Genomic DNA, 15,744 nt, shown 5'->3' with positions numbered 1-15,744 from the left:
AAACGATTTGATTCCAATCATTTTCCATTAAAAAGACCGATTTTGTTAAAATTTAAAGTAATTTTTTGCGTTAAAATACGAAATATCCTGCACAATTTTGCCAATCCATTCTAAGTCGTTCGGCAATTCTCCATTCTCTACGTCATCTCCAAAGAGATTACAAACTATCCTTCTGAAATATTCGTGACGAGGAAAAGAAAGAAAACTGCGAGAATCGGTAAGCATACCTACTAAGCGACTTAAAAGCCCCATGTTTGATAATGCATTCAGCTGTTTTATCATGCCATCTTTTTGATCTAAAAACCACCATGCAGAGCCAAACTGAACTTTTCCAGCTACAGAACCATCGTTGAAATTTCCAATCATAGTTGCGATCAATTCATTATCCGCTGGGTTTAAATTGTAGATAATTGTTTTTGCCAATTTATCCTGTGTATCTAAACGATTTAAAAATTTGGAAAGCATTCTTGCCTGACTAAAATCGCCGATAGAATCCCAACCTGTATCGGGGCCTAGCTGACTTAACATCCTCGTGTTGTTGTTACGTAAGGCACCTAAGTGATATTGCTGAACCCAACCTTTTTCATGATCCCATTCTGCAAAATAAACTAACATTGCAGATTTGAACTTTAGATTTTCCTGATAAGAAATACCTTTTTTATTCCTGATTTTTTCAAAGATCGAAGTAATTTCGGCATCAGTATAATCTTCAGCATAAATTTGTTCTAAACCATGATCAGAAACTGAACAACCATGGGCAGCAAAGTAATCGTGGCGACTTTTTAAAGCATCAAGATAATCTTGAAAATTGCCGATTGTTTTATTTACAACGACTTCTAACTTATTTATGTACTCATTTAAGCCATCAATATCATCGCTGTTCATCGCCTTATCAGGTCGAAATGCAGGTAGCATTTTCAAATTTTTACTTTCAGCAGCTAACTGTTGGTGAAAATTTAAGCTATCTAAAGGATCATCAGTTGTGCAAACAGCTTCTACATTCATTTTCGCTAGTAAGCCACGAACAGAATATTCTGAAGTTTGCAATTTTGATGAACAGTTATCGTAAATTTTTTGTGCTGTTTTACCAGAAAGAATTTCGTTTACATCAAAATAACGCTGTAATTCTAAATGTGTCCAATGGTATAAAGGATTACGAAGTGTATAAGGAACAGTTTGTGCCCATTTTTCAAACTTCTCATAATCTGTTGCATTTCCAGTGATGTATCTTTCATCTACACCATTTGCTCTCATTGCTCTCCATTTGTAATGATCTCCATAAAGCCAAACCTGGCTTATGTTTGAATATTGAACATTGTTTGCAATTTGCTCGGGAATTAAATGATTATGATAATCGATAATCGGCATTGATTTTGCAAATTCATGATAAAGCTTTTGAGCTGTTTTTGTTTGCAAAAGAAAATTTTCGTCTAAGAAAGGTTTCATTCTAAAATGAGGTTTTAGATAGTAGCTTAATAAAGAATTCTATCTGTTAATATTCTATTTGGTTATTCATTACGAAGTATGAAGCAGTCTGTTTTTATGGAAGATTGCTTCATACATCGGCGCTTGCTTACAAACTAACACCACGTTTCCATGGTATAAAATCATCCTGATTAAGCAAAACCGCTTTTGGAATAACTTCACCGCTGGCTGCTTTAATGCAATATTCCAGAATATCTGCTCCCATTTCCTCAATGGTTTTTTCGCCTTCTATAACTGGTCCGCAATTAATGTCGATGATATCGCCCATGCGTTTGGTTAACTTGTTGTTTGTTGCAACTTTAATGGTTGGGCAAACTGGATTCCCTGTTGGAGTACCTAAGCCTGTAGTAAACAAAATCAATGTAGCGCCAGAAGCTGCTTTTCCTGTGGTTGCTTCCACATCATTTCCTGGTGTGCAAACTAAATTTAAGCCTGGTTTTGTAGCAGGTTCGGTGTAATCTAAAACATCTTCTACAGGAGAAGTTCCGCCTTTTTTTGCTGCCCCAGTGCTTTTTATTGCATCGGTAATTAAACCGTCTTTAATATTTCCTGGTGATGGATTCATGAAAAATCCTGAGCCAACATTTTCCGCCGCCTGATTATAAGCAGTCATTAACTGGATAAATTTGCGAGCTGCAGTTTCATCTTTTGTACGATCGATTAATTGTTGTTCGGCACCGCAAAGCTCAGGAAATTCTGCAAGTAAAACGGTTCCGCCTAATGCAACCAATAAATCGGATGTGTAACCAACAGCTGGATTAGCGCTAATGCCACTAAAGCCATCGCTGCCACCACATTTTACGCCTAAAACAAGCTTGCTTAATGGTGCTGGCTGACGCTCGATTTTATTGATTTCAGTTAAACCAATAAATGTTTTACGGATAGCTTCTTTAACTAATTGTTCTTCGCTTTGCGATTGTTGTTGTTCGAAGATAAAGAGCGGTTTATCGAAATTAGGACTGCGGTGTTTTAAGTCGTCCATAAAATCTTGCACCTGCAAATTCTGGCAACCCAAACTTAAAACAGTAACACCAGCTACATTTGGATGATCGGCATACGCCGCCAATAATTTGCTTAAAACTGCTGCATCCTGGCGTGTACCGCCACATCCGCCTTGATGGTTTAAAAACTTAATTCCATCAACATTTTTGAAGATTCTATTTGCAGCTGGATTTGCATTTCCGATGGCGCTTGTATCTGCCTCAGCTAAACTTTCGCCGTTTTTGTATGCATCAACCAGTTGATGTGTATATGATTTGTATTTATCAGTAACTGCATAACCCAACTCATTGTGTAAAGCCTCACGGATTACATCTAAATTTCGGTTTTCGCAAAAAACTGTTGGAATGAAAAGCCAGTAATTTGCAGTTCCAACACGACCATCGTTACGGACATAACCATTGAAAGTTCTGCCTTCGAATTTAGAAACATCTGGTGCGTGCCACTCGTAATTATAGGGGCGAAATTCATACGGATCAGAAGCATGTTTCGTGTTCTCTGTATCCATTAAACCGCCTTTTAATATGAAGTGTTGTGCTTTTCCAACTAACACGCCATACATAATAATGTGATCGCCAGCATTCATATCCTGCATAAAAAATTTATGCTTTGCCTGAATATCATCCTGTAAAGTATATTCATGCCCATCATGAATAATCGTTTCTCCTTTTGCCAAATCCTGTAAGGCAACTAACACATTATCGTTCGGGTGAATTTTTAAAATTCTTGTAACCATTTTTAAATTGTTCTTTCTGTATGCAAGTTACTTAATGTTTCTTCTGCTCCAGCGTTTTGTAGTAAATCAACGTAATTTTTTATTGCAGCATTAAAGCCAGGATAGTTGTTTAAGTTTTTATCCCACAAACGCCTGTCGCCTAAAATATTATCAATTGCAGTTTCAGGATTTTGCCAATAATCGTATAAAATTTCGGCAAATTCATCCTGAACAGGATAAGCCTTACCTTTTACATTTGCAATGTAATTTGCGCCGTCTTTTGTTGTGTTCATAAAGATAATATATGCAGAAAGACCAAGTGCAATAAGTGGTGGCACTTCATTTTTTTGACTATAATATTTTCTGATTAATGGCATATTACGCATTTGCATTTTAGAAGTGAAATTTAGCGTAATTGCTTGCCATTTGTGTTCTAAAGATGGGTTACTGAAACGATCGATTACACTTGAAGCAAAATCAACCGCATCTTGATAAGTAATGTCGTCGTTTTCTAAAGAGTGTGCAATTTCTTGTTGCATCAAGTTGGAAACATAGCTAGCAAAAGCCTCATTCGCCATTGCTTCTTTAACGGTATCAAAACCTGCTAAAATGGCTAAGCCACAGCTTAACGTATGTGTTCCGTTCAATAATCGAAGCTTTAACTCTTTAAATTTATTGATAGATGGAACAATAAAAATTCCTTTGTCTGCTTTTTCAAAAGATAGAATTTCCTTCACTTTTGGATTTGATGATTCGATAGCCCAAAGTCTGAAAGGCTCAGCCATAATCATCAACTCATCTTCGTAACCCAATTGCGTTTGAATTGCTTTTTGTTCTGCTGCAGGAAGTTTGCCTGGAACAATGCGATCGACCAAAGATTTGCAAAAGTGATTCGAGGTTTTTAACCATTGTTCGAAATCCCAGCTTAACTTATTTTGAACCGATAATTTTAATAATATATCTTTTAATTTATCTGCATTATCGCTTATTAATTCAGTTGGTACGATAACCATTCCACTTTCTGCCGAACCATTAAAAGCTTTATATCTTTCGTGTAAAAATGCAAGCAATTTACCTGGATAAGATTGAGGTGGATTATCCGTTATTTTGTCTTCACTTAAAACAATTCCAACCTCAGTTGTATTTGAAATTACAATTTGCAAATCAGGATTGTGTGCTGCTTTTAAAATTTCAGGCCAATCTTGTGCTGCTGATAAAACCCGACTGATTGAAGAATTAATTGCATTTTCTTCAACATTTATGCCGTCTTCAATTCCTTTTACACAAAGAGTATAAAGATTATCTTGTTTAGAAAAAGCATCTGCACCGCCTTGAGAAGTAGATTTTACAACTAAAACGCGGCCGTTAAAAACACCGTTTCTATTGGCTTTATCAATAAAATAATCGGGTAAGCCACGAAGTAAAACACCTGTTCCAAATTGAATTACTCTTTCAGGCAATTCTAAAAGTTCTACCGCAGGTACTTTAACATTTTCCCCATTTATGTTTTTTAAATTTTCTCTGCTTAAAATCATTTGTTTTTCATTTTGCCGTCTGCGACGAGTTTTTAATTATTTTGTACTGTTCATGGTTAACCATTTCGGATATTCTTTTTCGATCAGTTTTTGACCCCAGTTGCCATACCACGCATAGCCATTTCGGCGCTCTGGGCTTAAATCTTCAAGTTTGAGTTTTATGGTATTATCGCGATCTCCAAAAATTGGAATGTTCTTGTTCAAATCATAAAAGCGAGCCCAGGAAGTAGCCGTATTATCAGCAACTAAGCCCGATGAGGTTTTTTCTCTATCAAACCTGTAACCTGTAATTTTATAATCTGCGAACCATTTTACGGCTGCAGTAATCGCATTTTTTATCTCTGCTGATGGTTTATTGAAACGCATCAGGAAACGAACAATATTCGCAGATTCACTTGTACTTAATGAGGCGGGTTCGAAAGCCCTCGCTTTGGCTGGAAGTAGAGAATCTTTATCATATTGCGCACCCCAAATTGTTAGATTTCCATTTTGTTTAACCTGTGTTTTCAAAATGCAATCAACTCCTTTTGCAACTGCTTTTTCGGCTTTTTTAATGTAGTTCGCATTTACAACATCAAAATCATTCGATTTTGTGGCGATGTCTTGAAGAATATTTAAAATATTAATCATCGCATCATCGTTGTAGGTAATTTCAGTACGATAAAGAGCCTTATCAGGATAGTATTGCGGCCAGCCACCATTTGGGTATTGTGCAATTAAAATATAGTCTAAACCTTTTTCAGCAGCAGTTAGATAGGCTTTATTGTTCGTTTTTTTATATGCTTTTACCAGGTAAATAACCTCACGACTTGTTGCTTTGTTATCAAAAGTTGCATGCAAATCGGTTGTTGCTTTTATTTTTTCTTTCAGTTCAGGCGTTAAGGTAGCGCCATAGTTCACAACACTTTTATCTTCGAGTTGCTTTGGCCAGCCACCGTTACTTAATTGATAAGCCAGCATTTTATCAGCAACAGAATCTGTTGGCGTTTGTGCATAACAAGACGTTAGTAATATACTTAACGCAAACAAGAGAAATGTTTTTAATCTGTTCATTGTTGTAGTGGATTACTATTTCTTTACAGGAACCTGTTTAATTAACCAGTTTACTAAATCGTTGGTTGCTTTAAAGTTTTCAAGGTCTTTTGGTAGCTTTCTGCCATCGATATATTCATTGTAAAACCAAGGGTCGCCAACAGCGAAAACTGTTCCTTTGCCATATTTTGCAGTAGCAATAACTACATCACCATTATCTGTCAATGCAGAAACAGCAGGCGCTTTTATGGCAATTGTAGAAATCTCTTTGATATAAACTTTCTTCGCTGTTTTGAAAATGCTGTTTCCCGCAGGAATTTTTATTGCACCTTGTTCAAAGTTTAATCCTTGTACTTTATTGCGGCTATCTTCATTAAAATGGATGCCGAAAGTTTCTGGTAAAACATTAAACTTTGTGATTTCGCAATTACCAACATCATTTAATAATAACACTAAAACGCCACCTGCTTTTACCCATTCGCTAATCTGCTTTGCATGTGCAGCATTCATAAAGTTTGGATTTGCAGTTTCCTTTTCTGTATCTGGATCTACAATGATATAAATGTTCGAGCCCTTTAAATTTGTAGTAGTTGGAGCAATTGAAAGTGTTGAGGTTTTAACGCCCGCATCGTTAAAGACTTTTCCAAACAGAGAGAAGCCGTTATTGTCATCCTCATTCCAAAGGTAATGAAAAGGAATTTTATCGCTGGTAGGGCCATTCATATATTCATTATTGAAAAAGTTATCTACTGTTACGGTTAAACCTTTTCCAGGTTTAGGTAAAGCATCGATTTCCATTTCTGCCGCTGCACAAATAAATGAACCAACGCCTTTCGGATCGTTAGTAATTACTTTTTCACTGATGTAATATTCAAAGCTGCCATCACGATATTTAGGTTTTCCACCTAAACCCGAAACAGAAACCGTTTTAGTTAAATTTACTCTTTCATCGCCTGCCGATTCTATAAATTCTTTCTTTAAACCTGCATAGCCTTTATTTGCAGCTACCATAAAAGATTGTGGTAAATAACCTTTTCTAACGCCTTTAGCCAAGCCATAAACAAACATGCTCGATGCAGAGCTCTCTAAATAATTGCCTTTACGCGTTGACATATCCATAATATCGAACCATACGCCAGATTTCGAGTCCTGATACTTTACTGTTGCAATAGCCGTACGATTTAGAATTGCGATTAATTCTGCTTTTTTTGGATGGTTTTTAGGGAAATTATCCAAAACATCAACAAGAGCCATAATGTACCAACCCATTGCTCTGCCCCAAAAATTAGGTGATTTACCAGTCGTTGGGTCTGCCCATTTCTCCAATCTACTTTCATCGTAACCATGATAAAGTAGGCCTGTTTTTGTATCTCTGGAAACTTTTTCCATCAAAATAAACTGATTGGCAATATCATTAAAAGCCGAATCTTTTTTCATTAAGGCTGCATATTCTGCGTAGAAGGGCTCGCCCATATATAAACCATCCAACCACATTTGGTTCGGATAAATTTTCTTGTGCCAAAAACCACCCGCTTTTGTGCGAGGTTGTTGTTGCAACTGATTGTAAAGGTGAGTAGCTGCAGTTAAATACTTCTGTTGCCCCGTAACTTTATAAAGCAATAATAAAGATCGACCATTTTTTATATTATCGATGTTGAAATCTTCGCTTTTGTAAGTTCTAATACTTCCAGTTTTATCAACATAAGCATCCATAGAAGATTGGATGTATTTGAAATAATCGCCATTGCCAGTATTGCGCCAAACCTGTGCGGCACCTTCTAAAACAACGCCCATATCATAACTCCATCTTGGTCCTTTGGCATCTTTAAGAACTGTTGTATCTTGAAACAGGGTTTCCATTGCAGTTAAGGTTAACTGCTCGGATAATTTTTTTTGTGCAAAAACGCCAGTACATAGAACCGTTAAAACAGTTAATATCGAATTGGCTTGTATGATAAATTTTTTCATATTATTTAGAAATCTCTAATGCCGTTTTATTTACTTCCTCACTAAATACAGATGTTTTTTTTGCTTTAGAAACATCCGTGCCACTTACTTTAATGCCCTTAGTTTTTTCGCCACTAATATTAAAAAGCAACTCGCTCCCGTTTTTATATTTTAAGCCATTGATGCTGATGTTTGTGCCATTTTGAACACTTAAAATCGGATTGGTATCTTCAGTAACTACATTAACATTTTTTAGGGAGATGCCAGAGGCTTCTATAATCTCAATTCCTTTTTTCGATTGAATAGTTATATTTTCTAAATGGATATCTTTAATGTTCATCTCAGGTAATCCTCTAAAAAATATTGCCTTTTCGGCGCCATTGGCAACTACATTTTTAATGTGCATATTTTTAAATTGAGGTGTTGCTTCTGTAACAGGTACCGTTATCGTTTTTATAGCCTCTCTTTTTTCACCAGCTAATGGAACTGGATCTACAGCTGCATAGTACATGTCAAATAGAATAGCTTCACCTGGAATATCGATCATATTAATATTATTTACATAAATATTTTCGACTACACCACCACGACCGCGGGTTGTTTTAAAGCGTAAACCAATATCAGTACCAATAAAAGAGCAATCGTAAACCCAAATATTTCTTGCGCCACCACTCATTTCGCTTCCAATTACGAAGCCACCATGCGCATGGTAAACAACATTATTTCTGATGATCACATTCTCTGTTGGCATACCTCGTTTTCGGCCAGACTCGTCTCTGCCCGATTTAATGCAGATCCCATCATCGCCAACATCGAACGTGCTGCCTTCTATTAATACATTTTTGCAAGATTCTACATCTACACCATCCCCGTTTTGTGCAAACCATGGGTTTTTAACCTGTAGATTTCTCAAAGTTAAATCCTCGCACATTAGTGGATGCAAGTTCCATGCGGGCGAGTTTTGAAAAGTAACACCCTCTAAAAGAACTTTTTTACAGCTGGTTAGAACCAATAAGTTTGGTCTTAAGAAATCTTTAATATCTTCATAATCAGCAGCTGTTTTGCCTGATACAATAACGCCTGCGTTTTTGGTTTTAGAACCTTTTACAGTTTTTGCAGATGGATACCATAATTTGCCGTCTTCACTAACTATCCCGCCACCAGAAACCAATTTCTTCCATTGTGTTTCAGTAAGTTTATCTTTTTTAACCATGCGCCAAGCGCCGCCGTTTCCATCTATAATGCCTGAACCTGTAATGGCTATGTTTTCGAGATTAGTTCCAGAAATAGGACTTTGATTGCGCCAGGCTGGCTGGCCTTCCCAGTTGCCTTCTACTAGTTTATATTGATTGAAATCATCAGTGAATTGAAGGATCGCATCGCGTTTTAAATGTAAGTTAACATTGCTTTTTAATTCAATAGGGCCAGTTAACCATAAACCCGATGGGATTAATACAACACCACCACCTTTTTGACTAACCGTTGCAATTGTTTTATTTATGCTAACTGTGTTTAAAGTTACGCCATCGCCTTTGGCACCGAAATTAACAATGCTTGTAGTATCTTTTTTAAATGTAACCTGCTTAATTACTGGTAAAGTTTGACTTCTTACCATCGAAACACTTACAGAGAGTAAAATTAGAGAGGCTAAAGCTGCTTTACGGGGGTGTAAACGACCTATTAAATGTTTCATTAGTTGCTACGTTAAATTATACTTGGTTATTGTAAAACAAGTGTACGGTCTTTAACGGTAAAATAGAAGAAAAATCTATGCAATCGTTGCCAAAGAAAAAGGCTGTTTCAGAAGTGTTTCTTGTGTTAACCATTTGTTAATTAGCTGTTTATGGTTTTATTTTCCTTCTGGATTCCATCCACGGAAAACGTTTTCCAAAGTGTAGGCTTTATACTCATCATTTGTTAACTGATGCGACCACTTAACTCTTTTCTGACTATTAGCACCTTTGCCAGTACTTTTATATTCAGCATAATAAGCAGTTTGCTCGTTGCTTTCTTTACTCCAATTATTCCATCCTTCAGCATAGATAAGATCAGGCAGTTCGCAATTCAGGTAAACAACTTTCGCATACGGTCGCCATGGCCTGCCCAGGTAGAAACTACTAGCAGGTGCATCACCTTTTATTTTGCAATTGTTTAGCACGTAACCAAATTTCGTTGTATCTGCTGTTGATGCAGCTGTAATATAACCTGCTTTTTTACAGTAAAGTGTACAATTCTCAAACCAGGCAGTTGAAGCACCAAATATAAAATCTACCGTGCCCTCTATATAACAGTTTTTGTAGTATTGGCGATTATTACTTCCGTAAGTATAAAGTGTATCCTGAAAGCCTAAAAACCTGCAATTATTAAAGATTAGTTTGTCGCCTCCAGCCCAAACTGCAACAGCTTGTCCAACAGGGCCCGAGGAGTTTTCGAAAGTTAGGTTTTCTGCAGAAAAGCCCTCGCCATAAATGTAAAAGCTCGATGAACCAGATGTGCCTTTCTCTTCGCCAAAAATATTTTTCTTTTGGTTGTAGTCATCATACGTTAAAATGGTTTTATATAAATCTTCTCCAATAAACTTTACGTTCTTTTTTGAAGCAGCTAAAATCAATTTCTCTTTATAAATACCTTTCTTAATAAAAATTGTAGTGGTTTTGTTTCTAAAATCGGGTACAGCATTAATGGCCTCCTGAACAGTTTTAAAGTTTCCGCTACCGTCGGCACTAACTATAAAATCGGGTTTAATTTCTAATGCATTAGCCGTTAGGCAAATTGTTAGCAGAAATAAAAAGAATGAAATTTTCATATAAGAATTTGGTTAGAAGAAAATAAAATCGGCTGCGAGTTTTTTAATGTTAAACGCAGCCGTGTTTTAATAATATATGATGAACAATTTTAAACATAAAACTTGATGCTAAATATATTATTGAAAAATTAAACATCGCAAACGATAACGGGAACGATTGCACAATAAAGATTGTAATAAATTTAAAAATGGAGTAACCTTGTTGTAACGAATGTGATTAGTTGATAGTTGGATTTTTAAAATCATTACCATGAATAAAAATAGAAGATTTACTTTAATCGGCTTTTGCTTCTTGTGTTTTCTTTCACTATCAGCCTTCTTATTTAAGTCAAGGCCAGTTCATGTTTATCTGATCGGTGATTCTACCGTTGCTGATTACACTCAGGAATCTGATTACCTCCAAAAGAAATATCCCATTACAGGTTGGGGTCAGGTTTTTCAACAATTTCTATATCGCGATAGCCTTAAAAAATTAAATAGATTAATAAAGAGTGATACGGTGCTTGTTATAGATAAAGCTAAAGGCGGTAGAAGTACCAGAACTTTTTTCGAAGAGGGAAGATGGCAAGAGGTTAAAAGTGCTTTGCATAAAAATGATTTGGTTTTAATTCAGTTTGGTCATAATGATGCGGCAAAAGATAAGGCCGAACGATATGTAGATATACCAGGCTATAAAAATTTCCTTCGAATGTATGTTAAAGAAAGTCGGGATAAGGGAGCCTTCCCAGTTTTAATCACTCCAGTTACACGTAACTACCCTTGGAAAGATGGCGTTTTAGGAAGTGCCCATGGTGATTATCCGCAAGCGGTAAAAGATGTTGCAAACGAACTAAATGTTCCTGTTATTGATTTAACTACACTTTCTGCAACATTTTTTACTCAAAAAGGTCAAGACTTTGTTTCTAAAAACTATTTTATGAACCTCGATTCTGGCAAATACGAAGCTTATCCGAAAGGACAGAAAGATAATACACATTTTCAGCCCGAAGGCGCTAAAGCCGTTGCCAGGTTAGTTTATTTAAGTTTGATAGAACTTAATAAAAAGAAATAAATCGCCCGAGTTTTTGCCGACCCAGGCGAAATGTTATCGAATATTATCCTACCATAGTTCTCGAAGTGATTGCAATTCTATTCCATGCATTAATGGTTACTATTGCGATAATTATTTGAGCCAAATAATGCTCATCAAAAAGATTTGCTGCTTTTTGGTAAGTAGCATCAGAAACGTGATTTGTAATTAAGGTTACTTCTTCTGTTAATGTTAAAATCGCTTGCTCTTCTTCTGTATAAAGATTTGTTTCCTTCCAGGCATTTAATAAGTAAATTCTTTGCTCGGTTTCGCCTAACTTACGGGCATCGGTACTGTGCATATTTATGCAAAATGCGCAACCGTTAATTTGTGATGCTCTTAATTTAATTAACTCTTTATGAGTAGGAGTTAAGGAACTTGAAGCTAAATATTTTTCTAAGGCATACATAGCCTGGTAAGCTGCAGGCTCAATTTTTTGAATGTCAATTCTACTTTCCATGTTTTTGTTTTTTATTTGCGATGTAAAGTTCCGCATTCAGAAACTTAAAAAACTTAATGTAGTTTAAGAAAGTAAATCTCTAGAGTTTAATTGTTTTTGCTCATAGTTAGTTCTTTCACTAGCACATTATTTTAATAAATGATTTTTGTTTAGAATAAGTTATAAATGAAATTTATATATTTGAAATTATAAATCAATTTTACCTATATGACTTTAGTTCAACTTGAATATATTGTGGCCGTAGATACTTATAGAAGTTTTGTAACTGCTGCTGATAAGTGTTTTGTAACGCAGCCAACGTTAAGTATGCAGGTGCAAAAACTCGAAGAATTATTAAGTGTAAAAATATTCGATAGAAGCAAACAACCTGTAAGCCCAACAGAAATTGGTTCACAAATTATAGCGCAGGCAAGAGTTATTTTACAAGAAAGCGGAAAAGTAAAAGAGCTGATCAATAGCCAGCAACAAGATGTTTTAGGTGAATTAAGAATTGGCGTTATTCCAACAGTAGCGCCATATTTACTGCCTGAAGTGATATCAGCAATGCTCGAAAAATATCCAGAATTAAAGCTGTTGATTTGGGAATATACTACCGAAGATATTATTCAGCATTTAAAAACAGGCGTTTTAGATTGCGGTATTTTAGCTACGCCATTAACTGACCCGAATATTATCGAAATGCCAATGTATTACGAAAACTTTGTAAGTTACATTAGCAAAAACAGTAAGCTTTATAAAAAGAAGGCAGTTGATGCGGAAGATTTAAACGACGAAAACATTTGGCTTTTAAACGAAGGTCATTGCATGCGAAACCAGGTTTTAAATATTTGTCGTTCTACCAAGAATAACAGATTACAAGGCCTTGAATACAATACAGGTAGCGTAGAAACTTTGGTAAGAATGGTCGATTTAAACGGTGGCGCTACTTTATTACCAGAACTTGCCATTGCCGAATTAAATGCAAAACAAACAAATAAAATAAGGCATTTTAAATCACCTGAGCCTGTTCGCGAAATTAGTTTGGTAACACATAAAAACTTCATCAAAAAAAGAATGCTAAATGCATTAAAAGATGAAATCTTAGAAATTATTCCGAAAGCAATGAAGCAGAGAAAGAAAAAGGACGTGGTCGGTATTTAGTTGCTTATCAAATCAGAATTGATTTTTTCGCTGTCTTTTCCAACATGATCAGCTAGTTTATAACTTTCACTTTGTGGATTTTTATCCTCCATAAAAATTAAAATTATAAGGGAAATTATTGGAATAAAGAAGGATATAAAAAACCAGAACCAAAAATTTCGTCCTGTTCTTTTGGCCAGAAATCCAGCCAAAAGTTGCGGAGATAGTAAAAGACAAATTACAATACTCCCAACTATTATTTCTGGCATTGTATTTAACTTTATTAAAGCTACTAATTAACCTTTTCAGGTTTAATTAATAAGCCATTAATGTCGCCTTCAACCTCTTCTTCTTCCCCTTTTTTCTTTTTCTTGTTGCTTTTCCCACTCAAACGTTCTTCGATAATTTTATCGTACTTAGTTTGTTGGTCGCCTTTTAAAACCTCACGGATCCCTTTAGAAGTTTGGTTTTGAAGTTTATAATATTTGTCGGCATCATCCTCTCTAGAGTTGCCAGCTTGTTGTCTCTTCACCAAATCTGCCTGTTCTTTAGCTTGATTAAAAGTTAAGCTATAAATAATACTTTTTTGAGTATCATTTAACTTTAACTTTTTATCTAAATCTTCTACATTTTTCTTGGCAATTTCAGTAGGAGTAGGCACTTTATTTTGTTGTGCAGTAGCTAAGCTGTTTATGCCTATAACAATTAAGAATAAAAATATAACCTTTTTCATTTGTATAAATAATATATGCGAAGGTATTAATTAATAAGAAAGCCTGCAAATTTGAGTTTGCAGGCTTTAATTATCTTGTTTTATGGTTAATTACAATGCTTTTTTATAAAGCTCTGCAACTGCATCCCAGTTAACTGCATTCCAAATTGCCGCTAAATAATCAGGGCGTTTGTTTTGGTATTTTAAGTAGTAAGCATGTTCCCAAACATCGATACCGAATATTGGAGTACCTTTTACTTCAGCTACATCCATTAAAGGGTTATCTTGGTTTGGAGTAGAAGAAACCTGAAGTTTTTTATCAGCACCAACTGATAACCAAGCCCAACCAGAACCAAAACGAGTTGCACCAGCTTCTTGCATTTTAGTTTTTAAATCAGCAAAAGAACCAAAAGCAGCATTAATTGCTTTAGCTAAATCGCCTGTCGGCTCGCCACCTTTGTTCGGACCTAAAACGTTCCAGAATAAAGAATGGTTATAGTGACCACCACCATTATTTCTAACAGCAGCTGGGTATTTAGAAATGTTTTTTACAATTTCTTCGATGCTTAAATTAGCCTCAGGCTTACCTTCAACAGCTTTATTTAAGTTAGTAACATAAGCTTGATGATGTTTGTCATGGTGGATTTCCATGGTCATTTTATCAATATGCGGTTCTAATGCATCGGTTGCGTAATGTAACGCAGGTAATTCAAAAGCCATAATATTTATATGTTTAAAGTTTAAAAAATGTTTCTTGAAGCAAATATAACATTCAAAGGTTAAGTTTTGTTCATGTTATTATCATCAAATGTTTTTGTTATGTACACACAGTTAATAGTAAGTGACTAATAATTTGTGTTATCGCTTCCTGGCAAAGAAATTTTTCATTAACGCAGCACATTCATCAGCTAAAATACCGCCCTTAAGTTCAGTTTTTGGATGTAATAAATTAGCACCTTTCGATAAAAAACCTCTTTTTTCTTCGCGTGCACCATAAACTATTCTGCTAATCTGAGTCCAGTAACTGGCACCAGCGCACATTACACAAGGCTCAATGGTAACGTACAAAGTACAATCCGTTAAATATTTTCCGCCAATGGTTTGGCTAGCCGAGGTAAAAGCCTGCATTTCCGCATGTGCTGTAACATCATTAAAGCGTTCTGTTAAATTATACCCGCGGCCAATAATTCTGTTTTTAGAAACTACAATTGCGCCAATCGGAATTTCATCCTCAGCCATTGCTTTTTGTGCTTCAGCCAAAGCCAGTTTCATATAATGAATATCCTCCGCGTCTTTATCTTTATTCTCGAAATCGTAAAAACTCATACACAAAGGTAAATTTATAACTGATTTTTGAAGTGCCTCATTTTAATTAGAAAAGCAAATGTCATGCAATTCCGAATCAGCAGTCCCGCCTTACACTTTACTGCGTGCTCGTTTCAGTCGGGTTTAGCATCGAAATGCCTGCAAAACTATTTAAGTTAGCCCCCGCAATAAGCAAATTAAATAAGCTTGCTCCCGTTCGGTACTTTGCCCTGAACTGTAGATAAAACAATATCTCCATTTTCATCAGCAAAGCCAGTTACTAAAAATTCTGACATAAACTTACCAATTTGCTTTTTTGGAAAGTTAACCACGCCAATAATCTGTTTACCAGGTAACTCTTCTTTTGTATATAGCTTTGTAATTTGTGCGCTGCTTGTTTTTACTCCGAACTCACCAAAATCTACTTTTAATTTGTAGGCAGGTTTTTTAGCTTCAGGGAAATCAAAAACTTCTAAAATTGTTCCAGCACGCAATTCTACTTTTTCAAAATCGTTCCAGGTTATTTCTTCCATAATTATAATTTTGGCTAATTTATAAAA

General features: G+C 35.6%; 15 protein-coding genes. 2 read left to right on the top strand and 13 right to left on the bottom strand.

Annotation, left to right across the window (positions count from 1 at the left end; translation table 11 throughout):
• Positions 1 to 45: 45 nt before the first annotated feature.
• The 7 genes from uxaC to ABD692_RS14295 all read right to left on the bottom strand — a co-directional run bounded on the left by uxaC (position 46) and on the right by ABD692_RS14295 (position 10,519).
• Entirely contained in the window at positions 46 to 1,446 is a 1,401-nt protein-coding gene (uxaC, locus tag ABD692_RS14325) for a glucuronate isomerase (RefSeq protein ID WP_344768064.1), read from the bottom strand.
• Between the two features lie 127 nt (positions 1,447 to 1,573).
• Positions 1,574 to 3,220 carry a UxaA family hydrolase gene (locus ABD692_RS14320; RefSeq protein ID WP_344768062.1) on the bottom strand — a complete coding sequence of 549 codons (1,647 nt, stop codon included), beginning with the start codon at positions 3,218 to 3,220 and terminating at the stop codon, positions 1,574 to 1,576.
• Between the two features lie 2 nt (positions 3,221 to 3,222).
• Positions 3,223 to 4,734: a tagaturonate reductase gene (locus ABD692_RS14315; protein ID WP_344768060.1), complete on the bottom strand. Its 1,512-nt coding sequence runs from the start codon at positions 4,732 to 4,734 to the stop codon at positions 3,223 to 3,225.
• 36 nt (positions 4,735 to 4,770) lie between these two features.
• A complete protein-coding gene (pelA, locus tag ABD692_RS14310; RefSeq protein ID WP_344768058.1) occupies positions 4,771 to 5,787 on the bottom strand; it encodes a pectate lyase in 1,017 nt (338 codons plus the stop codon).
• 15 nt (positions 5,788 to 5,802) lie between these two features.
• A complete protein-coding gene (locus tag ABD692_RS14305) occupies positions 5,803 to 7,734 on the bottom strand; it encodes a glycoside hydrolase family 88 protein (RefSeq protein WP_344768056.1) in 1,932 nt (643 codons plus the stop codon).
• Position 7,735: 1 nt separating this feature from the next.
• Positions 7,736 to 9,406, bottom strand: coding sequence for a glycoside hydrolase family 28 protein (locus tag ABD692_RS14300; protein ID WP_344768054.1), 1,671 nt, complete (start codon positions 9,404 to 9,406; stop codon positions 7,736 to 7,738).
• Positions 9,407 to 9,562: 156 nt separating this feature from the next.
• A complete protein-coding gene (locus ABD692_RS14295) occupies positions 9,563 to 10,519 on the bottom strand; it encodes a pectinesterase family protein (protein ID WP_344768052.1) in 957 nt (318 codons plus the stop codon).
• A 250-nt stretch (positions 10,520 to 10,769) separates the two neighbouring features.
• Here ABD692_RS14295 and ABD692_RS14290 point away from each other — a divergent pair, with 250 nt between their 5' ends.
• Positions 10,770 to 11,570, top strand: a complete 801-nt coding sequence (locus ABD692_RS14290) for a rhamnogalacturonan acetylesterase (protein ID WP_344768050.1) — start codon at positions 10,770 to 10,772, stop codon at positions 11,568 to 11,570.
• 43 nt (positions 11,571 to 11,613) lie between these two features.
• Here the strand turns inward: ABD692_RS14290 and ABD692_RS14285 are convergent, their stop codons facing one another.
• Complete coding sequence (locus ABD692_RS14285; RefSeq protein WP_344768048.1) at positions 11,614 to 12,048, bottom strand: carboxymuconolactone decarboxylase family protein; 435 nt, start codon at positions 12,046 to 12,048, stop codon at positions 11,614 to 11,616.
• Positions 12,049 to 12,255: 207 nt separating this feature from the next.
• On the opposite strand from ABD692_RS14285, the gene ABD692_RS14280 reads away from it, so the two are divergent.
• A complete protein-coding gene (locus ABD692_RS14280; protein WP_316755179.1) occupies positions 12,256 to 13,188 on the top strand; it encodes a hydrogen peroxide-inducible genes activator in 933 nt (310 codons plus the stop codon).
• Here ABD692_RS14280 and ABD692_RS14275 read toward each other — a convergent pair.
• From ABD692_RS14275 to ABD692_RS14255, 5 genes are all read right to left on the bottom strand, one after another.
• On the bottom strand, positions 13,185 to 13,436 hold the full coding sequence (locus ABD692_RS14275; RefSeq protein ID WP_344768045.1) for a hypothetical protein: 252 nt from the start codon (positions 13,434 to 13,436) through the stop codon (positions 13,185 to 13,187). The genes ABD692_RS14280 and ABD692_RS14275 overlap by 4 nt on opposite strands.
• 23 nt (positions 13,437 to 13,459) lie before the next feature.
• A complete protein-coding gene (locus ABD692_RS14270; RefSeq protein ID WP_344768044.1) occupies positions 13,460 to 13,900 on the bottom strand; it encodes a hypothetical protein in 441 nt (146 codons plus the stop codon).
• Between the two features lie 90 nt (positions 13,901 to 13,990).
• Entirely contained in the window at positions 13,991 to 14,599 is a 609-nt protein-coding gene (locus ABD692_RS14265; protein WP_344768042.1) for a superoxide dismutase, read from the bottom strand.
• Positions 14,600 to 14,737: 138 nt separating this feature from the next.
• Positions 14,738 to 15,205 carry a nucleoside deaminase gene (locus ABD692_RS14260; RefSeq protein ID WP_316755185.1) on the bottom strand — a complete coding sequence of 156 codons (468 nt, stop codon included), beginning with the start codon at positions 15,203 to 15,205 and terminating at the stop codon, positions 14,738 to 14,740.
• A gap of 176 nt (positions 15,206 to 15,381) precedes the next feature.
• Positions 15,382 to 15,717 carry a tRNA-binding protein gene (locus tag ABD692_RS14255; RefSeq protein ID WP_316755186.1) on the bottom strand — a complete coding sequence of 112 codons (336 nt, stop codon included), beginning with the start codon at positions 15,715 to 15,717 and terminating at the stop codon, positions 15,382 to 15,384.
• Between the last annotated feature and the right edge of the window lie 27 nt (positions 15,718 to 15,744).

Origin of the sequence: Pedobacter ginsengiterrae (assembly GCF_039537385.1) — a bacterium.
Classification (GTDB): domain Bacteria; phylum Bacteroidota; class Bacteroidia; order Sphingobacteriales; family Sphingobacteriaceae; genus Pedobacter; species Pedobacter ginsengiterrae.
This window is presented reverse-complemented; position numbering and strand designations above follow the sequence as displayed.

Bases quoted from the DNA above. Each gene is read 5' to 3' on its own strand.
- uxaC (WP_344768064.1), bottom strand. From the start codon at position 1,446: ATGAAACCTTTCTTAGACGAAAATTTTCTTTTGCAAACAAAAACAGCT.
- ABD692_RS14320 (WP_344768062.1), bottom strand. From the start codon at position 3,220: ATGGTTACAAGAATTTTAAAAATTCACCCGAACGATAATGTGTTAGTT.
- ABD692_RS14315 (WP_344768060.1), bottom strand. From the start codon at position 4,734: ATGATTTTAAGCAGAGAAAATTTAAAAAACATAAATGGGGAAAATGTT.
- pelA (WP_344768058.1), bottom strand. From the start codon at position 5,787: ATGAACAGATTAAAAACATTTCTCTTGTTTGCGTTAAGTATATTACTA.
- ABD692_RS14305 (WP_344768056.1), bottom strand. From the start codon at position 7,734: ATGAAAAAATTTATCATACAAGCCAATTCGATATTAACTGTTTTAACG.
- ABD692_RS14300 (WP_344768054.1), bottom strand. From the start codon at position 9,406: ATGAAACATTTAATAGGTCGTTTACACCCCCGTAAAGCAGCTTTAGCC.
- ABD692_RS14295 (WP_344768052.1), bottom strand. From the start codon at position 10,519: ATGAAAATTTCATTCTTTTTATTTCTGCTAACAATTTGCCTAACGGCT.
- ABD692_RS14290 (WP_344768050.1), top strand. From the start codon at position 10,770: ATGAATAAAAATAGAAGATTTACTTTAATCGGCTTTTGCTTCTTGTGT.
- ABD692_RS14285 (WP_344768048.1), bottom strand. From the start codon at position 12,048: ATGGAAAGTAGAATTGACATTCAAAAAATTGAGCCTGCAGCTTACCAG.
- ABD692_RS14280 (WP_316755179.1), top strand. From the start codon at position 12,256: ATGACTTTAGTTCAACTTGAATATATTGTGGCCGTAGATACTTATAGA.
- ABD692_RS14275 (WP_344768045.1), bottom strand. From the start codon at position 13,436: ATGCCAGAAATAATAGTTGGGAGTATTGTAATTTGTCTTTTACTATCT.
- ABD692_RS14270 (WP_344768044.1), bottom strand. From the start codon at position 13,900: ATGAAAAAGGTTATATTTTTATTCTTAATTGTTATAGGCATAAACAGC.
- ABD692_RS14265 (WP_344768042.1), bottom strand. From the start codon at position 14,599: ATGGCTTTTGAATTACCTGCGTTACATTACGCAACCGATGCATTAGAA.
- ABD692_RS14260 (WP_316755185.1), bottom strand. From the start codon at position 15,205: ATGAGTTTTTACGATTTCGAGAATAAAGATAAAGACGCGGAGGATATT.
- ABD692_RS14255 (WP_316755186.1), bottom strand. From the start codon at position 15,717: ATGGAAGAAATAACCTGGAACGATTTTGAAAAAGTAGAATTGCGTGCT.